The 24,540-nt window shown below is 66.3% G+C and carries 26 protein-coding genes; 10 read left to right on the top strand and 16 right to left on the bottom strand.

The features are described from left to right. Positions 1 to 3: 3 nt before the first annotated feature. A complete protein-coding gene (locus FHT08_RS15815) occupies positions 4 to 570 on the top strand; it encodes a DUF2939 domain-containing protein (RefSeq protein WP_166775673.1) in 567 nt (188 codons plus the stop codon). Positions 571 to 637: 67 nt separating this feature from the next. Here FHT08_RS15815 and FHT08_RS15810 read toward each other — a convergent pair whose 3' ends face one another. The 9 genes from FHT08_RS15810 to FHT08_RS15770 form a co-directional block, all read right to left on the bottom strand. After that, the gene (locus FHT08_RS15810; RefSeq protein WP_166775671.1) at positions 638 to 1,384 is read right to left on the bottom strand and encodes a transferase; all 747 of its coding nucleotides are present in this window, start codon (positions 1,382 to 1,384) and stop codon (positions 638 to 640) included. Further along, entirely contained in the window at positions 1,381 to 2,346 is a 966-nt protein-coding gene (locus tag FHT08_RS15805) for a 5'-nucleotidase (RefSeq protein WP_024940674.1), read from the bottom strand. Before FHT08_RS15805 ends, FHT08_RS15810 begins: the two co-directional genes overlap by 4 nt. Before the next feature lie 175 nt (positions 2,347 to 2,521). Beyond that, positions 2,522 to 3,298, bottom strand: a complete 777-nt coding sequence (locus FHT08_RS15800) for an NAD kinase (RefSeq protein WP_016902458.1) — start codon at positions 3,296 to 3,298, stop codon at positions 2,522 to 2,524. 197 nt (positions 3,299 to 3,495) lie between these two features. Continuing rightward, positions 3,496 to 5,631, bottom strand: a complete 2,136-nt coding sequence (gene rlmKL / locus FHT08_RS15795) for a bifunctional 23S rRNA (guanine(2069)-N(7))-methyltransferase RlmK/23S rRNA (guanine(2445)-N(2))-methyltransferase RlmL (protein ID WP_166775669.1) — start codon at positions 5,629 to 5,631, stop codon at positions 3,496 to 3,498. Next, positions 5,628 to 5,819, bottom strand: a complete 192-nt coding sequence (locus tag FHT08_RS20215; protein ID WP_166775667.1) for a hypothetical protein — start codon at positions 5,817 to 5,819, stop codon at positions 5,628 to 5,630. Before FHT08_RS20215 ends, rlmKL begins: the two co-directional genes overlap by 4 nt. Continuing rightward, entirely contained in the window at positions 5,798 to 7,411 is a 1,614-nt protein-coding gene (locus FHT08_RS15785; protein ID WP_166775666.1) for an ABC-F family ATP-binding cassette domain-containing protein, read from the bottom strand. Before FHT08_RS15785 ends, FHT08_RS20215 begins: the two co-directional genes overlap by 22 nt. Positions 7,412 to 7,803: 392 nt before the next feature. Beyond that, the gene (locus FHT08_RS15780) at positions 7,804 to 8,310 is read right to left on the bottom strand and encodes an N-acetyltransferase (protein WP_104605490.1); all 507 of its coding nucleotides are present in this window, start codon (positions 8,308 to 8,310) and stop codon (positions 7,804 to 7,806) included. Between the two features lie 40 nt (positions 8,311 to 8,350). Beyond that, positions 8,351 to 8,878, bottom strand: a complete 528-nt coding sequence (locus FHT08_RS15775) for a YqiA/YcfP family alpha/beta fold hydrolase (RefSeq protein WP_104537996.1) — start codon at positions 8,876 to 8,878, stop codon at positions 8,351 to 8,353. Beyond that, positions 8,875 to 9,366, bottom strand: a complete 492-nt coding sequence (locus FHT08_RS15770) for an MOSC domain-containing protein (RefSeq protein WP_104537997.1) — start codon at positions 9,364 to 9,366, stop codon at positions 8,875 to 8,877. The genes FHT08_RS15775 and FHT08_RS15770 overlap by 4 nt, the downstream gene beginning before the upstream one ends. A gap of 23 nt (positions 9,367 to 9,389) precedes the next feature. Here FHT08_RS15770 and FHT08_RS15765 point away from each other — a divergent pair, with 23 nt between their 5' ends. Further along, entirely contained in the window at positions 9,390 to 9,965 is a 576-nt protein-coding gene (locus FHT08_RS15765) for an N-acetylmuramoyl-L-alanine amidase (protein WP_104537998.1), read from the top strand. Positions 9,966 to 10,015: 50 nt separating this feature from the next. Here the strand turns inward: FHT08_RS15765 and FHT08_RS15760 are convergent, their stop codons facing one another. From FHT08_RS15760 to FHT08_RS15745, 4 genes are all read right to left on the bottom strand, one after another. Then, positions 10,016 to 10,969 carry a DUF1684 domain-containing protein gene (locus FHT08_RS15760; protein ID WP_104537999.1) on the bottom strand — a complete coding sequence of 318 codons (954 nt, stop codon included), beginning with the start codon at positions 10,967 to 10,969 and terminating at the stop codon, positions 10,016 to 10,018. 88 nt (positions 10,970 to 11,057) lie between these two features. After that, on the bottom strand, positions 11,058 to 11,930 hold the full coding sequence (locus FHT08_RS15755) for a sulfurtransferase (RefSeq protein WP_104605482.1): 873 nt from the start codon (positions 11,928 to 11,930) through the stop codon (positions 11,058 to 11,060). Beyond that, positions 11,927 to 12,724 (bottom strand): CoA pyrophosphatase, encoded by a 798-nt coding sequence (locus tag FHT08_RS15750; RefSeq protein ID WP_104538001.1) that lies wholly within the window; start codon positions 12,722 to 12,724, stop codon positions 11,927 to 11,929. The genes FHT08_RS15755 and FHT08_RS15750 overlap by 4 nt, the downstream gene beginning before the upstream one ends. 120 nt (positions 12,725 to 12,844) lie before the next feature. After that, complete coding sequence (locus FHT08_RS15745) at positions 12,845 to 13,543, bottom strand: FKBP-type peptidyl-prolyl cis-trans isomerase N-terminal domain-containing protein (protein ID WP_104538002.1); 699 nt, start codon at positions 13,541 to 13,543, stop codon at positions 12,845 to 12,847. 163 nt (positions 13,544 to 13,706) lie between these two features. Here FHT08_RS15745 and FHT08_RS15740 point away from each other — a divergent pair, with 163 nt between their 5' ends. The 3 genes from FHT08_RS15740 to nth are packed head-to-tail and all read left to right on the top strand — an operon-like array spanning position 13,707 to position 15,587. Next, the gene (locus FHT08_RS15740; RefSeq protein ID WP_166775664.1) at positions 13,707 to 14,489 is read left to right on the top strand and encodes an enoyl-CoA hydratase-related protein; all 783 of its coding nucleotides are present in this window, start codon (positions 13,707 to 13,709) and stop codon (positions 14,487 to 14,489) included. A gap of 10 nt (positions 14,490 to 14,499) precedes the next feature. After that, positions 14,500 to 14,880, top strand: a complete 381-nt coding sequence (locus tag FHT08_RS15735) for a hypothetical protein (RefSeq protein ID WP_166775662.1) — start codon at positions 14,500 to 14,502, stop codon at positions 14,878 to 14,880. Further along, positions 14,877 to 15,587: an endonuclease III gene (gene nth, locus FHT08_RS15730; RefSeq protein ID WP_166775660.1), complete on the top strand. Its 711-nt coding sequence runs from the start codon at positions 14,877 to 14,879 to the stop codon at positions 15,585 to 15,587. The genes FHT08_RS15735 and nth overlap by 4 nt, the downstream gene beginning before the upstream one ends. Before the next feature lie 210 nt (positions 15,588 to 15,797). Here nth and FHT08_RS15725 read toward each other — a convergent pair whose 3' ends face one another. From FHT08_RS15725 to FHT08_RS15715, 3 genes are all read right to left on the bottom strand, one after another. Continuing rightward, on the bottom strand, positions 15,798 to 17,366 hold the full coding sequence (locus tag FHT08_RS15725; protein WP_166775658.1) for a SulP family inorganic anion transporter: 1,569 nt from the start codon (positions 17,364 to 17,366) through the stop codon (positions 15,798 to 15,800). An 11-nt stretch (positions 17,367 to 17,377) separates the two neighbouring features. After that, a complete protein-coding gene (locus tag FHT08_RS15720; RefSeq protein WP_016902474.1) occupies positions 17,378 to 18,058 on the bottom strand; it encodes a carbonic anhydrase in 681 nt (226 codons plus the stop codon). Positions 18,059 to 18,171: 113 nt separating this feature from the next. Continuing rightward, positions 18,172 to 18,492 (bottom strand): hypothetical protein, encoded by a 321-nt coding sequence (locus FHT08_RS15715; protein ID WP_181141263.1) that lies wholly within the window; start codon positions 18,490 to 18,492, stop codon positions 18,172 to 18,174. 336 nt (positions 18,493 to 18,828) lie between these two features. Here FHT08_RS15715 and FHT08_RS15710 point away from each other — a divergent pair, with 336 nt between their 5' ends. The 5 genes from FHT08_RS15710 to pstA all read left to right on the top strand — a co-directional run bounded on the left by FHT08_RS15710 (position 18,829) and on the right by pstA (position 24,526). Beyond that, positions 18,829 to 20,079 (top strand): OprO/OprP family phosphate-selective porin, encoded by a 1,251-nt coding sequence (locus tag FHT08_RS15710; protein ID WP_104605472.1) that lies wholly within the window; start codon positions 18,829 to 18,831, stop codon positions 20,077 to 20,079. Positions 20,080 to 20,277: 198 nt separating this feature from the next. Then, the gene (gene pstS, locus FHT08_RS15705) at positions 20,278 to 21,297 is read left to right on the top strand and encodes a phosphate ABC transporter substrate-binding protein PstS (RefSeq protein WP_166775656.1); all 1,020 of its coding nucleotides are present in this window, start codon (positions 20,278 to 20,280) and stop codon (positions 21,295 to 21,297) included. Between the two features lie 187 nt (positions 21,298 to 21,484). After that, complete coding sequence (gene pstS, locus FHT08_RS15700; protein ID WP_166775654.1) at positions 21,485 to 22,576, top strand: phosphate ABC transporter substrate-binding protein PstS; 1,092 nt, start codon at positions 21,485 to 21,487, stop codon at positions 22,574 to 22,576. 112 nt (positions 22,577 to 22,688) lie between these two features. Continuing rightward, the gene (gene pstC, locus FHT08_RS15695) at positions 22,689 to 23,663 is read left to right on the top strand and encodes a phosphate ABC transporter permease subunit PstC (RefSeq protein ID WP_006450306.1); all 975 of its coding nucleotides are present in this window, start codon (positions 22,689 to 22,691) and stop codon (positions 23,661 to 23,663) included. Next, positions 23,663 to 24,526: a phosphate ABC transporter permease PstA gene (pstA, locus tag FHT08_RS15690; RefSeq protein WP_166775651.1), complete on the top strand. Its 864-nt coding sequence runs from the start codon at positions 23,663 to 23,665 to the stop codon at positions 24,524 to 24,526. The genes pstC and pstA overlap by 1 nt, the downstream gene beginning before the upstream one ends. The last annotated feature ends 14 nt before the right edge of the window (positions 24,527 to 24,540 follow it).

Genomic DNA, 24,540 nt, shown 5'->3' with positions numbered 1-24,540 from the left:
ACCATGAAGAAGCGCTGGTTGCTGTTGCCTGTGCTGGCCGTGCTGCTGCTGGCCAGTTACGTGGTTGCAGGCCCGTACCTGGCCATTCGCGGCATCAGCGAGGCAGTCGCCAATCGCGACGCGGCGCAGCTGGAACGCCATGTGGACTTCCCCAGCCTGCGGGTCAACCTCAAGGCACAGCTGGACGATTACCTGATTCGCCAGGCCGGCAGCCGCATGCAATCGAGCCTGCTCGGCGGATTCGCCCTGCAGCTTGCCAGCGGCATCAGCGGCGCCGGCGTGGACACGCTGGTGACGCCTCTGGGCATCGGCGCATTGCTGCAAGGCCATAGCGTGTGGAATCGCGTCACCGGCGACACCGTCAGCCCGGACACCTATGCGGCGCCAGCACCGGCGCGTCCGCTGCAAGGCGCCGAGCAGCGCTTCGAATCCACCCGCCGCTTCACCGCGACCACCCGCACCGCCGCCGGAGCGCCGGTGGTGTTCGTGCTGACCCGCCAAGGCCTGCATTGGCGGTTGACCGATATCCAGTTGCCGCTGGCGGATGCAGAAAGTCCGCTCGCCCCATAGCCGTGCACCTGCGAGCGGTGTTGAGACTTTCGTCTTCGCAGGCTGCTGACGGGCGCCGGCCTGCAGCTCACGAAAATTGCCAGTCGCGTTCCATCCACGCTGCCTGCAGCCGCAGCATCGCCGGCCGCAGCTGCCGACGCGCCGACCATGGCAAGGCCGCCAGCGTCTGCGCCGCAGGCTGCGGCGTGCGTTTGCCGTTCCAGGCGTACAGTACCTGGTTGCGCGGATCCGGCTCGGGCAACAGCAGCACCCGTCCATCGAACAGCTCGCGCAGGGCGCCCAGATGCCCGCCGAGCGGCACCTGGAACAGGTTCAGGGCCAACACACCGCCGGGCGTCAGCGCAGCGCGGCAGTCAGCGTAGAACTCGGGCGTGCACAACGCCGGCGGAATGCCATCGGCATCGTAGGCATCCAGCAGCAACAGGTCGTAGCGCCCGGCACGCGTGCCGATCCACTGCGCACCGTCGCCATGCGTGACCTCAAGCCGCGCATCGTCGCATGGCACGCCAAACGCATTGCGCAACGCCAGCACCTGCGCGTCGACGTCCACCGCCTCGATGCGCGTGCTGCGCAGGTAACGGTGGCAGAACTTGGCCTGCGCGCCGCCGCCGAAGCCGATCAGGCCGATGCGCTCGGGGCGCGGCTGCAGCAGCCACAGCGCCGCCAGCATGCCGCGCGTATACGGCAGCATCAGCCGGTACGGCGCCCAGCGCGACATGCGGGTTTGCACGGTGTCGTCGACGAAATACAGCTCCAGCTGGCGCCAGCTGGAGCGCAGCGTTGCGCGTCCGGACGGCTCCGCTGCGTCGCTCACCTGCCCGGCGGATCGTTGGCCACGCCATGTGGCACGTGACCGGCCGCCACATGCTGGTGTTGGCGCGCACTGTCGATGTTGTGCTGCGAATCGTCGAAGAAGATATCCGCGCCGAACGCCTCCAGAAACGGCCCCTTGTGCCGCCCGCCCAGAAACAGCGCCTCGTCCAGACGCACGCCCCACTCGCGCAGGGTGCGGATCACCCGCTCGTGGGCCGGCGCCGAGCGCGCGGTGACCAGCGCGGTGCGGATCGGCGAGGCCTCGCCCGGTGGAAATGCCGCCTGCAGCGTATGCAGCGCCGACAGGAAATTGCGGAACGGACCGACCGACAACGGCTCGCGCGCACGTTCGCGCTCGTGGCGCCCAAACGCCTCCACGCCCTGCTCGCGCGAGATGCGCTCGCTCTCGTCGCCAAAGATCACCGCATCGCCGTCGAAGGCGATACGCAGCTGGGTCGACAGGCGGCTTTCGTCGTTGTCCACGATCGCCGCGGCGGCCTCGGCGCGTTCGCCCGGTGCGCGCGGCATGATGGTCGCCGCCGCGATGCCATGGGTGAGTGCGCGACGTACCGACTCCGGATTGGCCGACAGGAACAGATCGGTACCGAATGGCTTCACGTATGGCCAGGTCGGCTGACCCGAGGTGAAGGTCGCCCGCACGATGCCCAGGTTGTAGTGCTGGATCGAATTGAAGATGCGCAGCCCGGTGTCGGCGGAATTGCGCGACAGCAGGATCACTTCGACACGCGGGGTTTCTTCGGGCACATCATGGTTGAGCGCCAGCAGCTTGCGCACTACCGGAAAGGCGACCCCCGGCTCCAGGATGTCGTCCTCATGCTCGCGCTGGAACGCCGAATACGCCTCCACCCCATCAGCCTCGAACAGCGCGTGGCCTTCTTCGAGATCGAACAGCGCGCGCGAGGTCACCGCGACGGTCAGGAGTCTTGGGGAATTATCAGCCATTGGGGTGCCGGGAATGGGGAATCGGGATTGGGGAATGGGCTGGAGCAACAACGAATGTTCTGGGATTTGAGATGGTTACTTGCACTGCATCGTACCTTGGGCACGCGCAGGCTCGGCTGCACGTCGCGCTGCTGCCGTTGCCAATCCCGAATCCCCACTCCCAAATCCCCGCTCCTCAAACCGCAAACTGTTCGCTGAAGATGCGTTCTTCCAGATTGTGTTCGGGATCGAACAGCAGCGTCACCTGGCGCTGGGTGGATTCGCGGATGGTCACTTCCACCACGTCGCGGATCTCGTGCGAGTCGGCGGTGACGCTGACTGGGCGCTTGTACGGGTCCAGCACGCGGAAGCACACTTCGGTGTCGGCCTTGAGGATGGCGCCCCGCCAGCGGCGCGGGCGATAGGGGGCGATCGGCGTCAGTGCCAGCGTGTGCGAGCCCAGCGGCAGGATCGGCCCGTGCGCGGAATAGTTGTAGGCGGTGCTGCCGGCTGGCGTGGCGACCATGACACCGTCACCGATCAGCTCGGCGATGCGGGTCTGGCCATTGAGATCCACGCTCAGGTGCGCGGCCTGGCGGGTCTGGCGCAGCAGCGAGACCTCGTTGTAGGCCAGCGACACCGTGCTGGCACCGGACTCGGTCTGCACCTGCATTTCCAGCGGGCGCAGGTGCGCCGGTTCGGCACGTTGCAGACGCGCGAGCAGGTCGTCCTCGTCGTCGCGGTACTGGTTCATCAGGAACCCGACCGAGCCCAGCTTCATGCCGAACACCGGCTTGCTGGCAGCGCCGTGCCGGTGCAGGGTCTGCAGCATGAAACCGTCCCCGCCCAGGGCGCAGACGATGTCGGCGGTGTCCAGCGCATGATCGCCATAGCGCTGCACAAGACGCGCGCGCGCGGTCACCGCCGGCTCGGCGTGACTGGCGAGAAAGGCAATCCGGGGTGGTGCGGTCATCGTTGACTCCAGAGCATGCGAATCAGCATACCGCAGCGCTGTGGTGGGCTTGTTGGCTGCCCGCCCCGCCCTCGCCTGCACGGCCGGGCTTGCGCCTGCGCGATCGGGCGCCACCGGCGACACGGCGCACATTAGCCGGTCGAACGCTGGCGATACCCAGCGCGCACTGCCCGGTCAGACGCGACCGCACCACGTGCTCAGGCAGTCAACCGCCAGGCGCGATGGATGCGCGCATGCCGCTCGAAATCCGGGTCGATGGTGCGCGGGCTGATTTCCTCGCACTGCGCGAACTCGGCCACCAGTTCGGCATCCAGCTTGAAGCGACGGAAGTTGTTGGAGAAGTACAGCACCCCGCCCGGCGCCAGCCGCGCCACTGCCGCACGCAACAGCCGCACGTGTTCGCGCTGGATGTCGAAGTCTTCGGCGCGCGCGGAGTTGGAGAAGGTCGGCGGGTCGCAGAAGATCACGTCGAAATGCGCGCGCTCGGCTTCTAGCCAGGCCAGCGCGTCGGCCTGCACCAGCTTGTGCTTGCTGCCGGCCTGGCCGTTCAGGGCCAGGTTGTCGGCACACCACTGCAGATAGGTAGCGGACAGGTCCACGCTGGTGGTCGAGCTTGCGCCGGCCACTGCCGCTTGCACGCTGGCCACGCCGGTATAGCAGAACAGGTTGAGGAAACGCCGCCCCTTCGATTGCGCGGCCATGGTGCCGCGCAACGGGCGATGGTCCAGGAACAGGCCCGTGTCCAGGTAATCGAACAGATTCACCCGCAGCAGCGCGCCATGCTCGCGCACGTTGATGAACTCGTTGCGCTGCTCGAAGCGGCCGTACTTGCTGCCGCCCTTGCCGCGCTCGCGCGATTTGAGCGCCACGCGTTCGCCCGGCACCTCGAACACCTCGCGTGCGGCGGCCAGCAGTTCGCCCAGACGGCGGCGCACGTCGGCTTCCGGAATCGTCGCCGGCGCCGCGTATTCCTGCACATGCAGAAACACGCGGCGATCGCCATCGGCCTGCTGGTACACGTCGATGGCCGCGGAATACTCCGGCAGATCGGCGTCGTAGACGCGGAAACATTCGATGCCTTCGCGTGCGCGCCACTTCTTGAACTTCTGCAGATTCTTGCGCAGGCGATTGGCCACCATCTGCGCGCCTTCGCTAAGCGCGGTCGGCGCCGCCAGCGGGGTGCGCCGCGGCACCGCGATCGGGTCGCAGACGATCAACGCGCACTCGATCGCGCCATTGAACAGCTGGTACTTCTTGCCAGCGCGCAGGCCGGTGGCATATGCCAGCTCGGCGTTGCCGCACAGCAGGCTGGCCCGCCATTGCGGCACGGCGCGCTGCAGGGTATCGCCCAGGCGGCGATACAGCGCCGCATCGGCGGCAAGACGTTCGTCGTAAGGCGGATTGCACACCACCACGCCGGTGGCCTGCGGCGGGGTCTGCAGATCGCCCACCTCGCGCACGCCGAACCAGATCGCCTCGGCCACGCCGGCCACTTGCGCATTCTCTTTCGCGGCGCGAATCGCATGCGGGTCCATGTCGCTGCCGTGGATCACCTGCCTGAGCGCGGCGCGGCCAAGACTGTCGCGCTGGCGCGCTTCGCCCACCAGCTGCTGCCAGCCCTCGCGGTCGAAGCCGCGCCAGCGGCTGGGGATATCGCTGCCATAGCGCTGCAGGCCGGGGGCCACGTCGGCGGCCATCAGCGCGCCTTCGATCAGCAGGGTGCCGCTGCCGCACATCGGATCCAGCAGGCCGCCGCCCTCGGCGTAGGCGCGCGGCCAACCGGCGCGCAGCAACACCGCCGCGGCCAGATTCTCCTTGAGCGGCGCATCGTTCTGCGCCATGCGCCAGCCGCGCCGATGCAGCGGGCCGCCGCCCAGATCCACCGAGATGGTGGCACGGCCCTTGCGCAGCGACAGGTTCAAACGCAGATCCGGGCTGTCCACATCCACCGACGGACGTTCCAGGCCCTGCCGGCGCATGGTGTCGACCACCGCGTCCTTGATGCGCTGCGCGGCGTAACGGGCGTGCGTGATGGCGGTGCCGGAGACATGTGCGTCCACCGACAATGTGTGCCCGACGGACAGGTGCTCGTCCCACGGCAATTCGGCCACCCCGGCATACAGCGCGTCCTCGTCCGGGCAATCGAACTCGCTCAGCGGCCACAGCACGCGGCTGGCCAGGCGCGACCACAGCACGGCGCGCTGCGCGTCGCGCAGGTCGCCTTCGACGTTGACGCCGGAGATGGTGGCGGTGGCCTTGCTGGCGCCGAGCGACAGCAGCTCGTCGGCAAGCAGGTATTCCAGGCCCTTGGCACAGGATGCGAAGAATTTCACGTAGGCAGGTATCGATGGAGACGCTGGCCGTGAGGGCTAGCGCGGGAGCAGGACGCTGGGCCGGCGCCCGGGAGGGCAAAGCCGTGGCCGCCGCGGGCGGGGCGCAAATGGTCGGCCATCGGAGCCGGCTTTACCAGCCCGGCGGCGGGATCGCCCGCCGCGCGGTTCACCACGGCGCCAGCCGCCACTGCGGCTGCGCAGTCTCCAGGCGCTGCCGCAGGCCCAGCCGCTGCAGGAAGGCGGCATCGTGCGAGGCGACGATCAGCGCCCCCTGGTAGCTGCGCAGCAGCGCCTCGATCGCCTCCACCGCGGCCAGATCCAGGTGGTTGGTCGGCTCGTCCAGCAACAGCAATTGCGCCGGCTGCGCCCGGTACAGCGCACAGGCCAGCGCGGCCTTGAGCCGCTGCCCGCCGCTGAGCTGGCCGGTGGGCAGGTCGGCATGCGTCTGGTCCAGTCCCAGCAGCGCCAGGCGCAGCCGCTGTGCGTGGGCCGGCACGCCCGGATCTGCGTCACGCAGGTGCGCAGCGGCCGAGCGCGCCGGATCCAGCAGCCCCAGGTGCTGATCCAGATACGCCGCCGGCACATGCACCTGGCATTGCCCCGCGCTGGGTTGCAGGCGCCCGGCCAGCAGTTGCAACAACGACGACTTGCCGCTGCCATTGGGACCGACCAAGCCGATCCGCGGCTGCCCATGCAGCAGCAGATCCACCCGCCGCCCGCCCAGCCGCCCGTCGGCCAGTGCCACTTCGTGCAGCGTGGCCAAGCGCCGCGATGCACCGGAAGGCGATGTCGGCGCCAGTACTGCAATCGCAGGATCGCTCTGCACCTGGGCTGCGGCCTGCACCACCGCCGCGCTCAGCCGCGCCTGTTCGGCCTGACGTTGCTGTTGCAGCCGCCCCGCACTGACCTCGCTGCGCTGCTTCTGCGCGCCAAGCAGGATCGCGGCCTGATTGGCCTGCCCTGCAGCACGCGCGCCGCGCACGTGGCGTTGCTGTTGACGCTGCTGTTGCTCGCGCAGCGCCTGCTCGCCGCGTGCACGCGCCTGTTTGCGCTGGGCCAGCAACGCGCTGGCGGCCTGCTGTTCGATGGCGCGCTGCTGCGCATAGAACGTGTAATTGCCGCCGTAGCTGCGCAGCCCCTGCGCGGACAACTCAACAATGCGCTGCATCGCATCGAGCAGGCCGCGGTCGTGGCTGATCACCAGCAAGCCACCGCTCCACGCCAGCAACTGATCCATCAGCCGCTGGCGTTGCGGGCCATCCAGGTGATTGCTGGGCTCGTCCAGAATCAACAGGTCCGGCCGGGTCAGAAACGCACCGGCCAGTGCCACGCGCATCGCTTCGCCGCCGCTGAGCTGCGCGGCCGGTGCACGCGGATCGCGCCCACCCAGGCCTTGCCGCTCGAGTTCTGCGGCAAATTGCGCATGGGCAGTCCAGCGCTCGCCGACGCGTTCAAAATCGGCGGGCGCAACGCTGCCGGCGGCGATACGGTCCAGCGCATCCAGCAGCGGCGCGACGCCGGCCAATTCGGCAATGCTTTGCCCGGGCGCCACGCGCACGTGCTGCGGCAGGTAATGCACGCTGCCGTTGCGCACGCAATGCCCGGCGCTGGGCAGCACCTCGCCGGCCAGCAGGCGCGCGAGCACGCTCTTGCCCACGCCATTGCGCCCGACCAGGCCGGTGGCGCGTTGGTCGATGTGGATCGTCAGATCGGAAAATAGCGAGCTGCCATCGGGCAGCACATACGCAACGCTTTCCAGCGTCAACGACGGACAGGTCATACCGGTCTCCATTGCATGCCAGCACACGCGCCGATCCAAGCGGACCAGCAGCGGGTCAAGGCCGTCATCACGACGGCGGCATCAATGGCGCATTGGACCAATCCTCAGACCGTGGGCAATGCGGCGAAGTGTAGGTCAGCCTGCGACGCAAGCCAAATTACCGGCCTGGTCGCGTTCAAGCACAGCATGGCAAGCAGCAGCCTTCACAGATATATTCAAGCTCCTGAAGGCCGCCACCCCGATTTCCAGGCGCCCTGGAAAAACGCGGCGAGCGCTCGCCGACACGCAACCGCCAAGATCGGTGTCCATGCGTTCCCGAGCCGGAGCAAGAGCTGTCCCTCCGCACGCAAGCCCCGGCGTGGATCACGCCAACTGGTCGCCAGCAGCTGGACTCAACCCAGTCCGAAGGCCGGGTGATAGGCAACATCGGCCAGCGGCAGCAGACGGTCGCCGAACGCCAGCGCCTGCAGCTCGGATGCCGGGACGCCGGGCAACACCAACCCCGGCTCCACCGCAAAACCCAGACGCCTGAAGAACGCCGGCTCGCCCAATGCCAGACAACCGGCAGCGCCACGCTGGCGCAAACTGGCCAACGCCGCCTGCACCAGGCGCGTGCCCAGTCCCTGGCGCTGATGCCCCGGCCCGACTGCCAGCGGCCCCAACGCGTACCAGCCGGGCGAATCGTCCGACAGCGACACCGGCGATACCGCCAGGTGCCCGACCACATAGCCGTCGTGGTCGGCCACCAGCGACAGCGCCAGCGCGCCGTCGTCGCGCAAGGCGGTGATCACGTGCTGCTCGTCGTGGCGGCTATGTTCGTCGCGCATGAACGCGACCATCGTCAGCAGTTCGATCGCCGCGGCATCGCCATCGCTGGCTTCGCGAATCAGCACGTTCATCGCAGGCCCCGCAGCCCGCACGTCTTCAGGCCATTGCGCATCACAGGCTCTGCAACAGTTCGGCGAAGGCGCGTGCCGACGCATCCACATGCGATGCCAGCCGGTGTTCGTCGTCGACCAGCAACAAGCGCGCATGCCGCGCCTGCGCCCAGGCGATCACCTCGCTGGCCGGAATCAATTCATCGCGCCAGGCATGCACGATGGAAATCGGCACGCGCGCCGCATCCAGTGCCGGCAATGGCCCCATCCTGGTCGGCGGCACCATCAGGAACAACCCGCGCGTGGGCACCTGCAACGACACCTGCGCGGCGATGTACGAGCCCAGGCTGGAACCGACCAGCACCAGCGGGCCCTTGTCGGCCGCCGCACGCGCGATCTGCAGCAGGCGTTGCAGCCGTCCCTGCACGTCGCCGAGCGAGCTGACCTCGCGGCGTGCGTCCAGATCGGTGTAGTCCGGGCGCTCGTGGGTCCAGCCCAGCTGCCCGGCGACGTCGGCCAGGGCGGTGACCTTCAGCGCGTCCGGGCCGCTTTCGAAGCCGTGCGACAGGATGCAGTGACCGCGGCTCATAGCGCCTGCACCGTATCGCCGATGCGCAACACGCCGCCACGCAGGATGCGCGCGCACAAGCCGCCATGGCCGCGCATGGCGTTGTAGCCGCCCGCCCCCAGCGCATCCTCCATGCGCGAGCACGGATCGCAGGGGTCGGTGCCTTCCAGCTCGACACCGCCGATGCGGAAGCGACGCCCTTTCAAGGCGATCAGCGGGATGCCGGACACCACCAGATTGCGGCGCAAGGTGGCCGGCGCAATCACTGCGTGACCGGCCAGCGCCGCGATCACCGGCAGATGCTCGGCCTGGATCAGGGTCACGCCACGCTTGCCGCTGCCGCCTTTGTAACGGTCGCCGACCAGGCCGATGCCGGTGGTGGCCTGCGCCGCGTCCACCTCGATCATGTCCACGTCGCGCGCCGGGCGCACGCCGATCCAGGTCACCTGGCCGGTCTGCGGCAGGGTTGCCATCAATTGGCCCAAAGGGCTGTCGGGATTCAAAGCCATCGTCGAATGCTAGCATCCGCCCCATGTCCGATGCCGTCCTGCCGTCGCCACCGATCACCTACGCGCCCCTGTCCTACGAATCGCGGCTGGCGCGACGCGCGCTCACGCAGATCGACATGGTGGTCATCCATTGCACCGAACTGCCCGACATGGCGATGGCGCGCGAATACGGCGAACGCGTGCTCTACGACAGCGGCACCGGCAACAGCGGGCATTACTACATCGACCGCAACGGCAGCATCCAGCAATACGTCGCGCTGGAGCGCGTCGCCCATCACGTGCGCGGCCACAACCCGCATACGCTGGGCATCGAACTGGTCAACAGCGGCCGTTACCCGCACTGGCTGGACTCGCGCCATCAGTGCATGAACGAACCGTATCCGCAGGTGCAGATCAGCGCGCTGATCACGCTGCTGCAATGGCTGCAACAGCAGCTGCCATCGGTACGCCGCATCGCCGGCCACCAGGCACTGGACACCACTCGGGAAGCAGCCAGCGATGACCCGTCGCGCAAGATCCAACGCAAGCTCGACCCAGGGCCGCTGTTTCCGTGGCCGCAGATCGAAGCGGCAGTCAGCTGGCCGCATACGCCGCGCTAGCAGCGGCACAACGCCATCGACACCGCATGCTGTCTTCGCTGGTGCAGCGCTCAGCGTTCGGCCGCGCGGTAGGTCTTCTCGCCTGCATTCACCGCCAGGTCCAGGCGATTTTCCGGCGATGCGATCGGGCAGACCACGTGCGGCGTCAACGCGCAGGGTGGATTCTCGGCCAGGTTGAAGTCGAGCACGAGCCGGCCCTCACGTGGCGCTGCGGTATGGAGATAGCGCGCGCCGCCATAACTTTCCTTGCCGCTGGTGCGATCGGCGAACAGGAAGAACAGACCCTGCCCGTCGTCGCTGACGATCGGCTGCAACCGATACTCCTGGCCATTGCGCGAAAACACCGCCTCGCCCGGCACCTCGACGGTGAGCGGTGTACCGATCGAGGTCAGCAATGTGGTCGTACGCGGCGTGGGATACGCCTGCCAGCGCGCCTGGATGCGCCAGTGCGGATCGGTCGGGAAATATTCCAGCCCGGCGAAGTGGGTCAGCAGCGGCGCTGCCGGGTCGCGGAAACGCCAGCCGAACAGGCTGCCGGTCTGCACCAGATAGAACTGCCGCCCTTCCACATCCAGGCGATCACCGCGCTGCCCTGCGCGCTCCGGCTCCAGGCGTACGCGCTCGACGCGCTGCCCGTTCAAGTGCACCTGTGCGGCGACCGCGGCTTCGAAGTGCACGCGGCCGTCGGTACCCAGCGTCAGCTGCCCCAGTTGCGCAGGGCCGGCCGGCAATACGAGATCGCTGCGCGGATCGCTACCCACCTGGTACCGGCCTGCACGCACGCGCCCGGAGCCGGTGAAGCTCAGCCAACCGTCGGGCGCACGCAAGCGCTGCAGGCGCTTGGCGCGTACACGTTCGAGTTCAACTTGATACACCGCATGGCGGTCGCCCTGTTCACGACCGGCGATGCGCGCACCGTCAGCGTCGGCGGTCGAGCCGGCCGAACAGGCCGCCATCGACAGCATCGCGACGCACAGCGCGCCGACCTGCAACTGCAACCGCATGAGTCACCCAGCACTGCAAGAAACTGCGCTCCGCGCAGCGAACCTGCGTCCCCACAGGTCACCGTTCCTGCCGCCATTGTGCCTGCAATCAGGGGCTGGTCGCGACCGGACGTGTCGAATCCTGCACCCAACCGCTCCAGGACCCGGCGTAAACGCGCGCGCCCGACAAGCCGGCCACTTCCAATGCCAGCAGCAGATGACACGCGGTCACGCCCGAACCGCACATCACCACCGCCTGCTCGGGGCGATACGCGCCCAGCAGCGGAGCCAACTCCGCACGCAGCTCCCCTGCCGGCTTGAAACGGCCGTTGCGCAGGCTCACATCTAGCGGACGACTCACCGCGCCGGGCACATGCCCGGCCACCGGATCGACCGGCTCCGCCTCGCCGCGAAAACGCTCGCCCGCACGCGCATCCAGCAACCAACCCGGCGCCTGATCCAGCCGCGCCAGAATCTGCTCGGCCTCGACCACGGCATCGCTGTCAAAGCTGCCTGGATATGCCACGCCATCGCGCACTGCAGGCGGCTCGGCGCTTTCGGGCAACCCCGCAGCGCGCCAGGCGGCCAATCCGCCGTCGAGCACCGCCACGCGACGATGCCCCATCAGCCGCAGCATCCACCACGCCCGCGCCGCGGCCATGCTGCCGTCGGCAGCGTCGTAGATCACCACCTGGCTGTCCGGGTCGATCCCCCACTCGCCCAGCCGCCTGGCGAATGCGGCGCTGTGCGGCAGCGGATGCCGCCCCCGTGCAGGCCGCGACAGATCGGCCAGATCATCGTCGAGATCGGCGTAGTGCGCGCCTGGCAGATGCCCCTGCGCATAGGCCTTGCGCGCTGCATCCGGGTCCGGCGCAGTCGGTGGCGCAGCGCGCGCGTCCAGCAGTCGCAACCGCGGGTGCGGCAATGCTGCTGCCAACGTGGCGCTGTCGACCAGCGTGGTCCAGTGGAGTTCCGCACTCATGCTACCTGCTCCAGACGACGACGAAGATTGAGGAGAATGGCCGCGGTGGCACCCCAGATGCGGTGGCCCGGCCAGTCGTATTCCAGCACGCGGCGTGGCCGGCCGCGAAACTCCAGCTCCACGCTGCGCAGATTGTCCGGGTCCATCAGATAGGCCAACGGCACCTCGAACACCTCGGCCACTTCATCCGGCTGCGGCACCGCCACGAACGCCGGGTCGATGACCGCCACCACCGGCGTGACGCGAAAGCCGCTCACGGTCAGAAACGGATCCAGATATCCCAGCGCATGCACCTGACCGGCGCCGAGCGCGATTTCTTCGCAACTCTCGCGCAAGGCCGCAGCGGCCGCATCCGCATCCGACGGCTCGACCCGTCCACCGGGAAAACTGACCTGCCCGGCATGGTGACGCAGGCTGTCGGTGCGCCGGGTCAGCAGCACCGTGGTGCCGTGCGTGCGCGCCACCAGGCCGCACAGCACCGCGGCCTCGGCTGACGCGCCGCCTTCGGTCAGATCGATCAATTCGGCATGATTCCAGCCAGGCCCGTCGGGCGCGGTGTCCAGCGCATACAACGCACGCTGCAGCTGCGCACATTCGGGCAGCCGCGCGGCCAACGCGCGCGCGGGCAGAACCGTGTGCAGATACTCCTGACGTTCGCCGTCGCTCATGCTCATCCAACGTGCAATTTCATCCAGGCTGCGCAGGCAGCCGACACAGTGCGCCTGCGCGTCCAGCGAACATACACCGATACACGGGCTGGGAAGGCCACTGCGGTTCGAATCGATGTCGCTCATCGCTGCCTCCCGCCACACCGCATCGTCACGCCGTTCCGCCATCCTGTCACGCGTATCCGGTGAACCCAAACGACAACGCCGGCCTGGTGGCCGGCGTTGTCGCAGCAACATCAAAGGCAATTACTTGACGCTGACCAGCTTGATCTCGAACTGCACAGCCACGTTCGGCGGGAACGGGGTACGCGGATCGGCACCGTAGGCTTTCTCCGGCGGCAGGGTCACTTCCCACTTCGAACCAGCCGGCATCTGCAGCAGCGTGTCGCGCATGGCCTGCATTTCGACTTCGCTGACCTTGATGGCCGGGATCTGCTGCGCGGGACGCGCCTTCTCGCGGTCGCCGAACGGGAACGGACCGGCCACTTCCAGCTGCACGGTGCTGGCCTGGGTCGGCTTGGCGCCCTTGCCTGCTTCGATCACGCGGTACTGCACGCCGCTCGGCAGCGTCTGCACGCCAGCGGTGCCCTTGTTCTTGGCCAGGAACTGGTCGCTCTTGGTCTTGTTAGCAGCAGCGGCCTTGTCGTACTCGGCCTTGGCCTGCTGGGCACGGCCCTGCTCACGCTTCTGGAACGCTTCGACAGCCGGCTTCAGCTGGTCGGCGGTGATCGCCGGCTGCTTCTTGGCATAGGCGTCCTGCAGACCCTTTACCACCGAGTTGATGTCGAGCTGCTCGCCGCGGCCGGTGAGCTCGGCGAGGTTGTTGCCGTAGTCGTAGCCGAAGTAATAGCTCAACTTGCCCTTCTCGGACGTCGTGTCCTGGGCCAGTGCATTGCCCGACAGGGCCAGGGCCGCCACAGCGACCGCGATAGAACGCAACTTCATCAAACAATTCTCCAGGGTGGTGGCACAGGACGGGTCTGCCGCCTGAGATGACGCGCTAGGATAGCGGCCGCGATAGCGAACCGCTACTTATCACGAAAGCTATGACCAGCAAGGCTTTCGGAAGTTCCGCATTTACTAATTTTTTACGTTCGTAAGGATTTCCATGTCCAATCACGTCATTCTGATCGCCGACCACGCCAGTGTACGGACGATCACGGTCAATCGACCGGACAAACTGAACGCCTTGAACCAGGAAACGCTGCGGGCGCTGGATCACGCCTTTGCCGAGGCAGCGAACGCGGACGATATCCGCGTGGTGATCCTGACCGGTGCCGGCCCCAAGGCGTTTGTCGCCGGCGCGGACATCGCCGAGATGCGCGATCTGTCGGCGATGCAGGGCCGCGCGTTCTCGCTGCTCGGTCAGCAGCTGATGCGCCGGATCGAGCGCATGCCCAAGCCGGTGATCGCCATGGTCAACGGCTTTGCGCTCGGTGGCGGACTGGAGCTGGCGATGGCCTGCCATCTGCGCATTGCCGCATCCATCGCACGCCTGGGGCAGCCGGAGGTCAATCTCGGCCTGATCCCCGGTTTCGGCGGCACACAACGGCTGTTGCGTCTGACCGGGCGAGCGGCGGCGCTGGAACTGTGCCTGCTCGGCCTGCCAATCGATGCCGCACGCGCGTTGCAGTTGGGTTTGGTCAATCGCGTGGTCGAACCGGAGGCACTGCAGGACGAAACTCTTGCCCTGGCACAGCGCCTGGCCGCCGCCGCACCGCTCGCGCTGCGCGGCATCCTGGATGCGGTGGTGTTCGGTGGCGAATGCGCCATCGAAGAAGGCCTGCAGCTGGAAACCGCGCAATTTGCGCTGTTGTTCGCCAGCGACGACATGCGCGAAGGCACCGGCGCCTTTCTCGAAAAACGCCCCGCGCACTTTCTCAACCGCTGATCGGCCTGCCATGACGTTCGACCCTACACCGGCACCACGTCCACTGGCCCTGCAGCTGTTCGACTGCGTCCACGCCGACGATCTCGATCGTGCGTTGGCACTGGGCCTGATGGAGTACCGACCCGATCCGCGCGACGACCTGCTGGATCCGGCCTGCCCGCAGCTGAGCGCGGCATTGCTTACCACACAGCTACGGCTGCGCGATGCCTGGGCCGCACGCGACCGCTACCGTGCACGCGCCGCGCGCCTGCAACGTCGCGCCGCCGAACGCGATGCACGCCGGACGCCGGCACCGGCGCCCAGCCAACCGGCGGCCGCCGCGTTACCGCCGCTGGCTGCCGCCATCCTGGCGCGTGCCAAGGCCAAGGCCGCTGGTGGAGCACAGCCATGAACGCGATCCACGCATCCGCGCCGGCACGGCGCGGCAGCAGCATGCGCAAGCCTGAAATACAGGAGATGTTCGCGCGCCTGCGCGAGCTCAATCCGCACCCGACCACCGAGCTGGAATACACCACGCCGTTCGAGTTGCTGATCGCGGTGCTGCTGTCGGCACAAGCCACCGATGTCGGCGTCAACAAGGCCACCCGCAAGCTGTATCCGGTGGCCAATACCCCGCGCGACATTCTCGATCTGGGCGAAGAAGGCCTGAAGCGCTACATCGCCACCATCGGCCTGTTCAACGCCAAGGCCAAGAACGTCATCGCCACCTGCAGGATCCTGCTGGAGCAACACGGCGGCCAGGTGCCGCACGATCGCACTGCACTGGAGGCGTTACCCGGCGTCGGCCGCAAGACCGCCAACGTCGTGCTCAACACCGCGTTTGGCGAACCCACCATGGCGGTGGACACGCATATCTTCCGCGTCGCCAACCGCACCGGTCTTGCCGCAGGCAAGGACGTGCGCGCGGTCGAGGACACACTGGTCAAGGTCATTCCGGCCGAATTCCTGCACGACGCACACCATTGGCTCATCCTGCATGGCCGCTACGTCTGCAAGGCACGCAAACCCGATTGCCCAGGCTGCGTGATCCACGACCTATGCCGCTACCGCGACAAGACCCGCGCGCCTGACGAACGGCCGACAACTCCAAGAAACTAACCAGGCATCACGACAACCAGGCAACCTGCACGCCCCACGCCAGGCAATCACGCCGACAAGCCAGCGTGTGCTTTTGCGAATCCCGATTCCCGATTCCCCAATCCCCGCCCCAAAAAAAAATCGCGACCGGATGATGCGTCTTTCGGCGCCATGCATCACCCGGTCGCGACAGAGATCGCCTAGCGCAAGCGCCGGGCGTTTGCAGCAGGTTTACGCCGCCTTCGCTTGCTCCACGCGCTGTTCGACCAGCACGCTTTCCGCCGTCGGCTGTCCTTCCACGCGTCGATCCAACTCGTTCCAGTCCACCACCAGCTCGCAGCCGCGCGAGGCCGCATTCCGGCTCCAGTCGCGCAGCAACTCGATGCAGGCATGGTCGACGTGATGCAGCCTGGCCACGTCCAGATGCAGTGCGGTGTTCGGCGGCACGCTTTCCAACGTACGCGCCATCGCCGGCACCTTCAGGAACGTCGCCGAGCCCTGCAGGGTCAGATGCATCTCGTCCTTCTTGTGCTCGTGCTCGCGCACGTCCACCTTCAGGCGCGAAGAATGCAGGGCCAGACGGAGCAACGACAGGCCGAAGCCGATCAGCACACCGGTCAGCAGGTCGGTCGCCACGATCGCGAAGGTGGTCGCCAGGTAGATCGCCGCGGTGCCACGACCATAGGTCGCCAGCTCCTTGACCTGCCCGATCTTGATCATCTTCACGCCCGTATAGACCAGGATGCCGGCCAGACACGCCACCGGCGTCATCCGCAACAGCCACGGCAGCAGCATCGCGAAGACCAGCAACCAGCCGCCATGCAGCACCGTGGACATGCGCGTGGCCGCGCCGGCCTGCACGTTGGCCGCACTTCGCACGATCACGCCGGTCATCGGCAAGGCGCCCAGGAAGCCGCACAGCATATTGCCCACACCCTGCGCCGCCAGCTCACGGTCGTACTGCGTACGCGCGCCCTGATGCATGCGATCCACCGCCGCCGCCGACAGCAAGGTCTCTGCGCTGGCGATGAAGGCAAAGGTCACCGCCGACACCACCAACGTCGCATTGAACACGCCGAAGATGTCCGCCACGCTGGGGATGCTGATCGCCGAGAACAGATTGGTCGGCACATCGACCTTGTTGACGTTCAGGCCCTGCAACTGCACCGTCGCCGTGACCACCACCACCGCGATCAACGCACCCGGCAGGAAACGCAAACGCTGCGGACGCAGCTTGTCCCATGCCAGGATGATGCCGATGGTGGCCAGGCCCACGAACAACGCGGTACGGCCTGTTCCTTCGGTGATCGCCTGCCACACCACGGCCGGCAATGCAGCGAAGTTTTCCAGACCGCGCGCCTTGGGAGCGGCGTCCATCAGCACATGCGCCTGCGAGGCCACGATCAGGATGCCGATGCCCGACAACATGCCGGCCACCACGGCCGGCGACGTCATCCGGAACCACACGCCTGCACGGCATAGACCGGCGATCAACTGAATCGCACCAGCCAGCAGGATCACCGGACCGAGTGCGGCAATACCGTGCTCGCGGACCAGTTCGAACACCAACACAGCCAGGCCGGCGGCCGGTCCACTCACCTGCAAGGGAGAGCCCGCCAGGAAGCCAACGACCAGTCCACCGATGATGCCGGTGATCAGGCCTGTGGCCGGCGGCATGCCGGAAGCGATTGCGATACCCATGCACAACGGGAGCGCGACCAGAAAGACTACGACCGACGACAACAAGTCACGCCCGAACAGTCCCTGACGGAAATATCCGCCGATACCTGATGTGTTCATGATGTGCTCCCTCAGGCGAGTTCAGCGCGCACGACTTGCTGCAGTCGCGGACGTGGGGTGGCTTCGGGGGTGTTGTCCGCCAACAACGGACGGAAGCCACCCTTCTCGGCATCGAAGGCACGGATCTCGCCGTGGGCGATGTCGTAGATCCAGCCATGGATGCGCAAGGTACCGGCAGCCAGACGCGCGGCCACCACCGGCTGCGTGCGCAGATGGTCCAGCTGCGAGACCACGTTCTCTTCGGTCATGCAGCTCAGTGCTTCCTGGCTGTGCGGATCGTGTCCATGGTGCGCAGTGACATGACGCGCTGCATCGGTGTGCTTGAGCCAGGCCGCCACGGACGGCACGTCCTCCAGCGATTCCGGCTTGAGCACGGCCTTCATCGCGCCGCAGTCGGTGTGGCCGCAGATCACAATGTGGCGCACGCCCAACACGGCAATGGCGTATTCGATTGCCGCAACCACGCCGCTGACATGCTGGGAGTAAGGCGGCACCACATTGCCGATGTTGCGATAGACGAACAGTTCGCCCGGCTGTGCGGAGAAGATCAGCTCCGGCATGACACGCGAATCGGCGCAGGTGATGAACAACGTATGCGGACTCTGGCCACCGGCCAGTTCCTGAAAGCGCGCACTCTGGCGCGGATACACTTCCTTACGGAAATGACGAAAACCTTCTAGCAAACTTTCCATGGGAGATACCTCTAGGTAACGGATAGCTCTCCGCGGCGAGAACCGCGAAGTGCAAAGACGAACAAGTCAAAGGAAGCCGGTGCGCTACACCGGGTGACGCGACTAACGAAGGATCAGGCGCGCACTGCGTTGGGAGGACGCAGTTGCGGGATCAGGTCGCGTTTTTGAGTTGCCGGCGCGTAATGCGCGTACCAGGAGGGGAAATAACGTGCGACCACCGGCCATGCTTGGGAGAGCAAGGGGATGTCATCTGCAGAATGGGAATCGACCTGGGTCTGTGCGTCCCCGTCGCCCTGCAGCTCATCGGCTGCATCACGTTCTTCGCCAGCATCCGTCATGACCGCCACGCCGTCGCCCACAAGCGCATCGTGGATGCGGTCATGCGCATCGGCCGCCGACCACGCAGTGAGCGCGAGCAGGCAGACCAACAGCAGCTGGAGGAATCGAGGAAACATGGCCTCGAAACTAACAATTTAGAACGCGCCTGCGCAAGTGGTGCGACGCACAAGGCGCTTGATACGCCACAGTTTCATGTGGTTGGTTCAGGTCGCAATAAGCCTGGGCGCGCTGAGACGGCGAATTGCGCCGCTGTCACATCTGTCATAAGGCGCGACCCGTTCAGACTCATGACACACGCTGACAAAAAACAAACGCACGTAAATCTTTGTCTTTACTGACAAATATCAGATTGCAACGCGATCTGAAATTGTCACATTAACGCAACTTTCACGCCATAGCCTGCGCTCACTTTCTCAGGTCGCAAGGCACACATGAAACGTTCTCCCACCCTGCTTGGCTCCGCCCTGCTGCTGGCGCTGGCCGCACCCGCTGCGCACGCCGAAATCGCCATCGACGTGATCGGTGGTTCGGAGATGTCGCTCGAAGGCCTGGTCCAGGCCGATGGCAACTGGTTCCACAACGATGTGCAAGACCTCAATGGCCCGATCGGTGCCAACGGCGACAATTCCGAGTTCAGCATCCGGCGTGCCGAGCTGGTGCTCAAGGGCAAGGGCCCGGGCAATTTCGAATGGGTGGCCGGTTACGACCCCAGCGTGCTGAAGGAAGTCACCATCCGCGGCACCACCATCCGCAGCACCGGGCGTTTCCTCGACAACAACATCAAGTACAAGTTCGCCGGCAACGCCAACAACTACCTGCAGGTCGGCCAGTTCAAGCAGCCCAACAGCCTGGAAGAGCTGTCCAGCACCAAGAACAACGACTTTGTCTCCAAGGCAGCAGTGACCAACACCTACGGCATCTCGCGCCGGCTGGGCGTGGCCTACGGCATGGGCGACAACAACTGGAGCATCACCGCCAGTGCATTCGGCCGCGAACTGACCCGCAACCAGGCACACGGCAGCGGCTACGGCGCGCGCGGCACCTGGGCGCCGATCAACGAGAGCGGCAACGTGCTGCACGTCGGCCTGAGCTACCTGGGTTACGACACCGACGACGACACCCTGCGCCTGCGCGCGCGCCCGGACGCCGACCTGACCACGGTGCGCCTGATCGACAGCGGCGCCATCACCAACGTGGACAGCGTGGGTGTGGCCGGAGCCGAGGCGATGTGGATCACCGGCCCGTTCAAGCTACAGAGCGAATTCTTCCAGGAAAACGCCAAGCGCATCGGCAGCAACGCCCACGATTACAAGAGTGACGGCTGGTACGTCAGCGGCGTCTGGAACATCACCGGCGAGACCTGGGGCTACAAGGCCGGCGTGCCGACCACCCCGCTGCCGAACGCACCGGCCTCGGGGATGTGGCAGCTGGCGGTGCGCTACGACACCCTGGACCTCAACGACGGACATCTGGTCTCCAACGGCACCACGCCGTTCGTGGACGGCGTGCTGGGCGGCAAGATGGATGTATGGACGGTCGGTGCCAACTGGTACTGGCGCTCCAACTTCAAGTTCGCACTCGACTACGCCAAGGTGGAAAGCACCCGTTACAACAGCGCCACGCGTGGCTTGGTGGACGACAACCCGTCGATCATCGAGGCACGTGCGCAGTTCTATTGGTAAGTGCGCGGTGGAACCGGCCGCTGTGATGCGTTTTCTGTGAGCGCGCCACGGCGGCGACCACCCTGGCCCGCCCCGGCAAAAGCGTCACCGCAACGCCGTCATCTGCATGTCATCTCCCGGACACCGCGCGGTCATGCCCCTGCCCTGCAATGGCACGACCGCGGGACGTCCTCATCCCTTCGCTACAGGAGCTGTTCCGTGATCCACTCTTTGAAGACCCGTCTGGCCGTCGGCGTGCTCACCGCCTCGCTGGCCTTGTGCGCCCAGGCCGCCGATGTCACCGGCGCGGGTGCGTCGTTCATCTACCCGGTGATGTCCAAGTGGTCGGCCGACTACAACGCGGCCACCAAGAAGCAGGTCAACTATCAATCGATCGGTTCGGGCGGCGGCATTGCCCAGATCAAGGCAGCCAGCGTGGATTTCGGCGCGTCCGATGCGCCGCTCAAGCCGGAAGAACTGGCCGCGGCCGGCCTGGCGCAATTTCCGTCGGTGATCGGCGGCGTGGTGCCGGTGGTCAACGTGCCCGGCGTGGCGGCAGGCGCGCTGAAGCTGGACGGCAAGACCCTGGGCGACATCTTCCTGGGCAAGGTCAGCACCTGGAACGACCCGGCGATCGCCGCGCTCAACCCGGGCGTGAAGCTGCCCGACGGCAAGATCACCGTGGTGCATCGCTCCGACGGTTCGGGCACCAGCTTCAACTTCACCAACTACCTGTCCAAGGTCAACCCGGACTGGAAGGGCAAGGTCGGCGAAGGCACCGCGGTGCAGTGGCCGACCGGCATTGGCGGCAAGGGCAACGAGGGCGTGGCCGCGTACGTGAAGCAGATCAAGGGCGGCATCGGCTACGTCGAGCTGTCGTATGCGCTGCAGAACAAGATGGCCTACACCGCGATGAAGAACGCCGCCGGCAAGTTCGTGCAGCCGTCCGACGAGACCTTCGCCGCCGCCGCCAACAGCGCCGACTGGGGCAACAGCAAGGACTTCTACCTGGTGATGACCAATGCCTCCGGCGACAACGCCTGGCCGATCACCGCCACCAACTTCATCCTGGTGCAGAAGAAGCCCAAGAACGCGGCCGGCCTCAAGAACACGCTGGAGTTCTTCCGCTGGGTCTACAGCAAGGGCGATGCGCAGGCCAAGCAGCTGGACTACGTGCCGCTGCCGGACAACCTGGTGACCCAGATTGAAGGCTACTGGGCCAAGAACCTGCCCAAGTAACGCCAGCCACAGCGACAGGAACGACGCCGTCTCTCTCCCCGGCGTCGGCACCGGGACGCGGCCCCCAAGGGGTCGCGTCTTTTTTGTGATGCCTTCGCCAAAAGGCACTGTCATGCACGTGTAACAAAAACATCATTTCATAGCGTGGTCTGCCGGATCCCCCGGCCAATCCAGCCTCGGAGCTTCCATGAAACTGCAGTCGGCCAGCCTGACCGCCCTGTCTCTCACCATCGCCCTCGCCCTGGCCGCCTGCTCGCCCGGCAAGGATGCGCAGTCCGGCGATACCGCCAAGGATTCCCCCAGCGCAGGCGCCACGGCCGGCGACAGCAAGAGCGCGGAGATCTCCGGTGCCGGTGCGTCCTTCATCTATCCGCTGGTCTCCAAGTGGTCGGCCGACTACAACGCCGCCACCGGCAACAAGGTGAACTATCAGTCGATCGGCTCCGGCGGCGGCATCGCGCAGATCAAGGCCGGCACGGTGGATTTCGGCTCGACGGACAAGCCGCTGGACAGCGTCGAACTGCAGCAGGCCGGTCTGGGCCAGTTCCCGTCGGCGATCGGCGGCGTGGTGCCGGTGGTGAACCTGGAAGGCATCGCACCGGGCAAGCTGCGCCTGACCGGCGCGCTGCTGGGCGACATCTTCCTGGGCAAGGTCACGATGTGGAACGACGCGGCGATCGTCGCGGCCAATCCGGGCGTGACGCTGCCGGCGACCAAGATCAACCTGGTGCATCGCTCCGACGGTTCGGGCACCACCTTCAACTTCTCCAACTACCTGTCCAAGGTCAGCCCGGAGTGGAAGAGCAAGGTCGGCGAAGGCACCTCGGTGCAGTGGCCGGGTGGCGTCGGCGGCAAGGGCAATGAAGGCGTGGCCTCCTACGTGCAGCAGATCAAGGGTTCGATCGGTTATGTCGAACTGGCCTACGCACTGCAGAACAAGATGCCGTACGCCTCGCTGCAGAATGCGGCCGGACAGTGGGTGGAGCCGAATGCGGAAAGCTTCGCCGCCGCTGCCGCCAGCGCCGACTGGGCCAACGCCAAGGATTTCAACCTGGTGATCACCAACGCCCCAGGCGAGAAGGCCTGGCCGATCACCGCGACCAACTTCATGCTGATGCACAAGCAGCCCAAGGATGCGGCGCGCAGCAAGGCGACGCTGGACTTCTTCAAGTGGGCGCTGGACAACGGCCAGGCCCAGGCCAGCGGACTGCATTACGTGCCGCTGCCGCCGGAACTGGTCAAGCAGATCCAGGCCTACTGGGCCAGCGAGTTCAAGTGATGCCCTGCACCCGCTGTCATGGCGGGCTGCGCTGCGGTGAGGTGCCTGCGGGCGCCTCGCCGTTCCTGCTGTCTCACGCTCCCGCCAGTGCGCGGGTGACGAGTCCAATCCAATGAATGCCACCGCCATTCCCGAAGCGATGACCGCCCCGCGCGGCCGCGACCTGCGCGATGCACGTGCCGATCGCCTGTTCAAGCTTGCGCTGGCCGCCACGGTCGTCTTCGTCCTGTTGGCGCTCGGCAGCGCCGCGCTGTCGATGCTGTGGGGCGGGCGCCATGCCTTGCAGATGCAGGGCCTGAGCTTTTTCTATTCCGCCGACTGGAATCCGGTGGAAAACAAATACGGCGCGCTGGCGCCGATCTACGGCACCCTGGTCACCGCATTGATTGCGATGGTGATCGCGGTGCCGGTGAGTTTCGGTATCGCGTTCTTCCTCACCGAGGTGGCGCCGCGCTGGTTGCGCGGCCCGGTCGGCACCGCCATCGAACTGCTGGCCGGCATCCCGTCGATCATCTACGGCATGTGGGGCCTGTTCGTGCTGGTGCCGGTGATGACCGAGCACGTGACGCCGTGGCTCAACGATCACCTGGGCACGCTGCCGCTGATCGGCCCGTTGTTCCAGGGCCCGCCGTTGGGAATCGGGTTGCTGACCGCCGGCTTCGTGCTGGCGATCATGGTGATTCCGTTCATCTCCTCGGTGATGCGCGAAGTATTCCTGACCGTGCCGACGCGCCTGAAGGAATCGGCGTACGCGCTGGGGTCCACCAAATGGGAAGTCAGCTGGGACATCGTGCTGCCCTACACCCGCTCCGCGGTGATCGGCGGCGTGTTCCTGGGCCTGGGCCGTGCGCTGGGCGAAACCATGGCGGTGGCGTTCGTGGTCGGCAACACGGTGCGGCTGTCGCCGTCGCTGCTGGAGCCCGGCACCACCATCGCCGCGTTGATCGCCAACGACTTCGGCGAGGCCACCGAAACCTATCGCTCGGCATTGCTGCTGCTGGGCTTCGTGTTGTTCATCGTGACCTTCATCGTGCTGGCGATTGCGCGCTTCATGCTGATGCAGCTGTCGCGTCGGGAGGGCAACTGATGTCCTCGGTCTCGCAATCGCTGTACAACCGCCGCCGCGTGACCAACGCGATCGCACTGCTGCTCTCGTGCGTTACCGCGCTGTTCGGTCTGTTCTTCCTGGCCTGGATCCTGTGGACCTTGTTGTCCAAGGGCGTGCCGGGCATCGACATCAACCTGTTTACCAAGATGACACCGCCGCCGATGCAGGAAGGCGGCCTGCTCAATGCCTTCTTCGGCAGTGCGGTGATGTGCGGCCTGGCGCTGGCGATCGGCACGCCACTGGGCATTGCCGCCGGCACCTGGCTGGCCGAATACGGCAATGCACGCAAGGCCGGGGTGGTAGTGCGCTTCGTCAACGACATCTTGTTGTCGGCACCGTCGATCGTGCTGGGGTTGTTCGTCTACACGCTGTACGTGATGCAGACCGGCGGGCGCTTCTCCGCGTTTGCCGGCGCGCTGTCGCTGGCCTTCATCGTGCTGCCGGTCGTGGTGCGCACTACCGACGAGATGCTGCGCCTGGTGCCGGCGCAGATGCGCGAAGCGGCGTTGTCGCTCGGCATCCCGCAGTGGAAGGTCACCGTGCAGGTGCTGTATCGCGCCGCCTCGGCCGGCATCCTCACCGGCATCCTGCTGGCGCTGGCCCGCATCAGCGGCGAGACTGCGCCGTTGCTGTTCACCGCCTTCGGCAATCAGTACTGGAACAGCAACGTGTTCCAGCCAATGGCCAGCGTGCCGGTGATCATGAATCAGTTCGCCGGCAGCCCGTACGACACCTGGCAGACCCTGGCCTGGTCCGGCGCGCTGGTGCTGACCGTGTTCGTGCTGCTGGTGAGCCTGGGCGCGCGCGCCCTGCTATTGCGCAACAAGATTTCCAATGACTGACCTCTCCCTCCGGA

Origin of the sequence: Xanthomonas sp. CFBP 8151, assembly GCF_011761885.1 — a bacterium.
Lineage (GTDB): Bacteria > Pseudomonadota > Gammaproteobacteria > Xanthomonadales > Xanthomonadaceae > Xanthomonas > Xanthomonas arboricola_B.
Note: the sequence above shows the minus strand (reverse complement) of the source record. Positions and strands in the feature narration are given on the sequence as shown.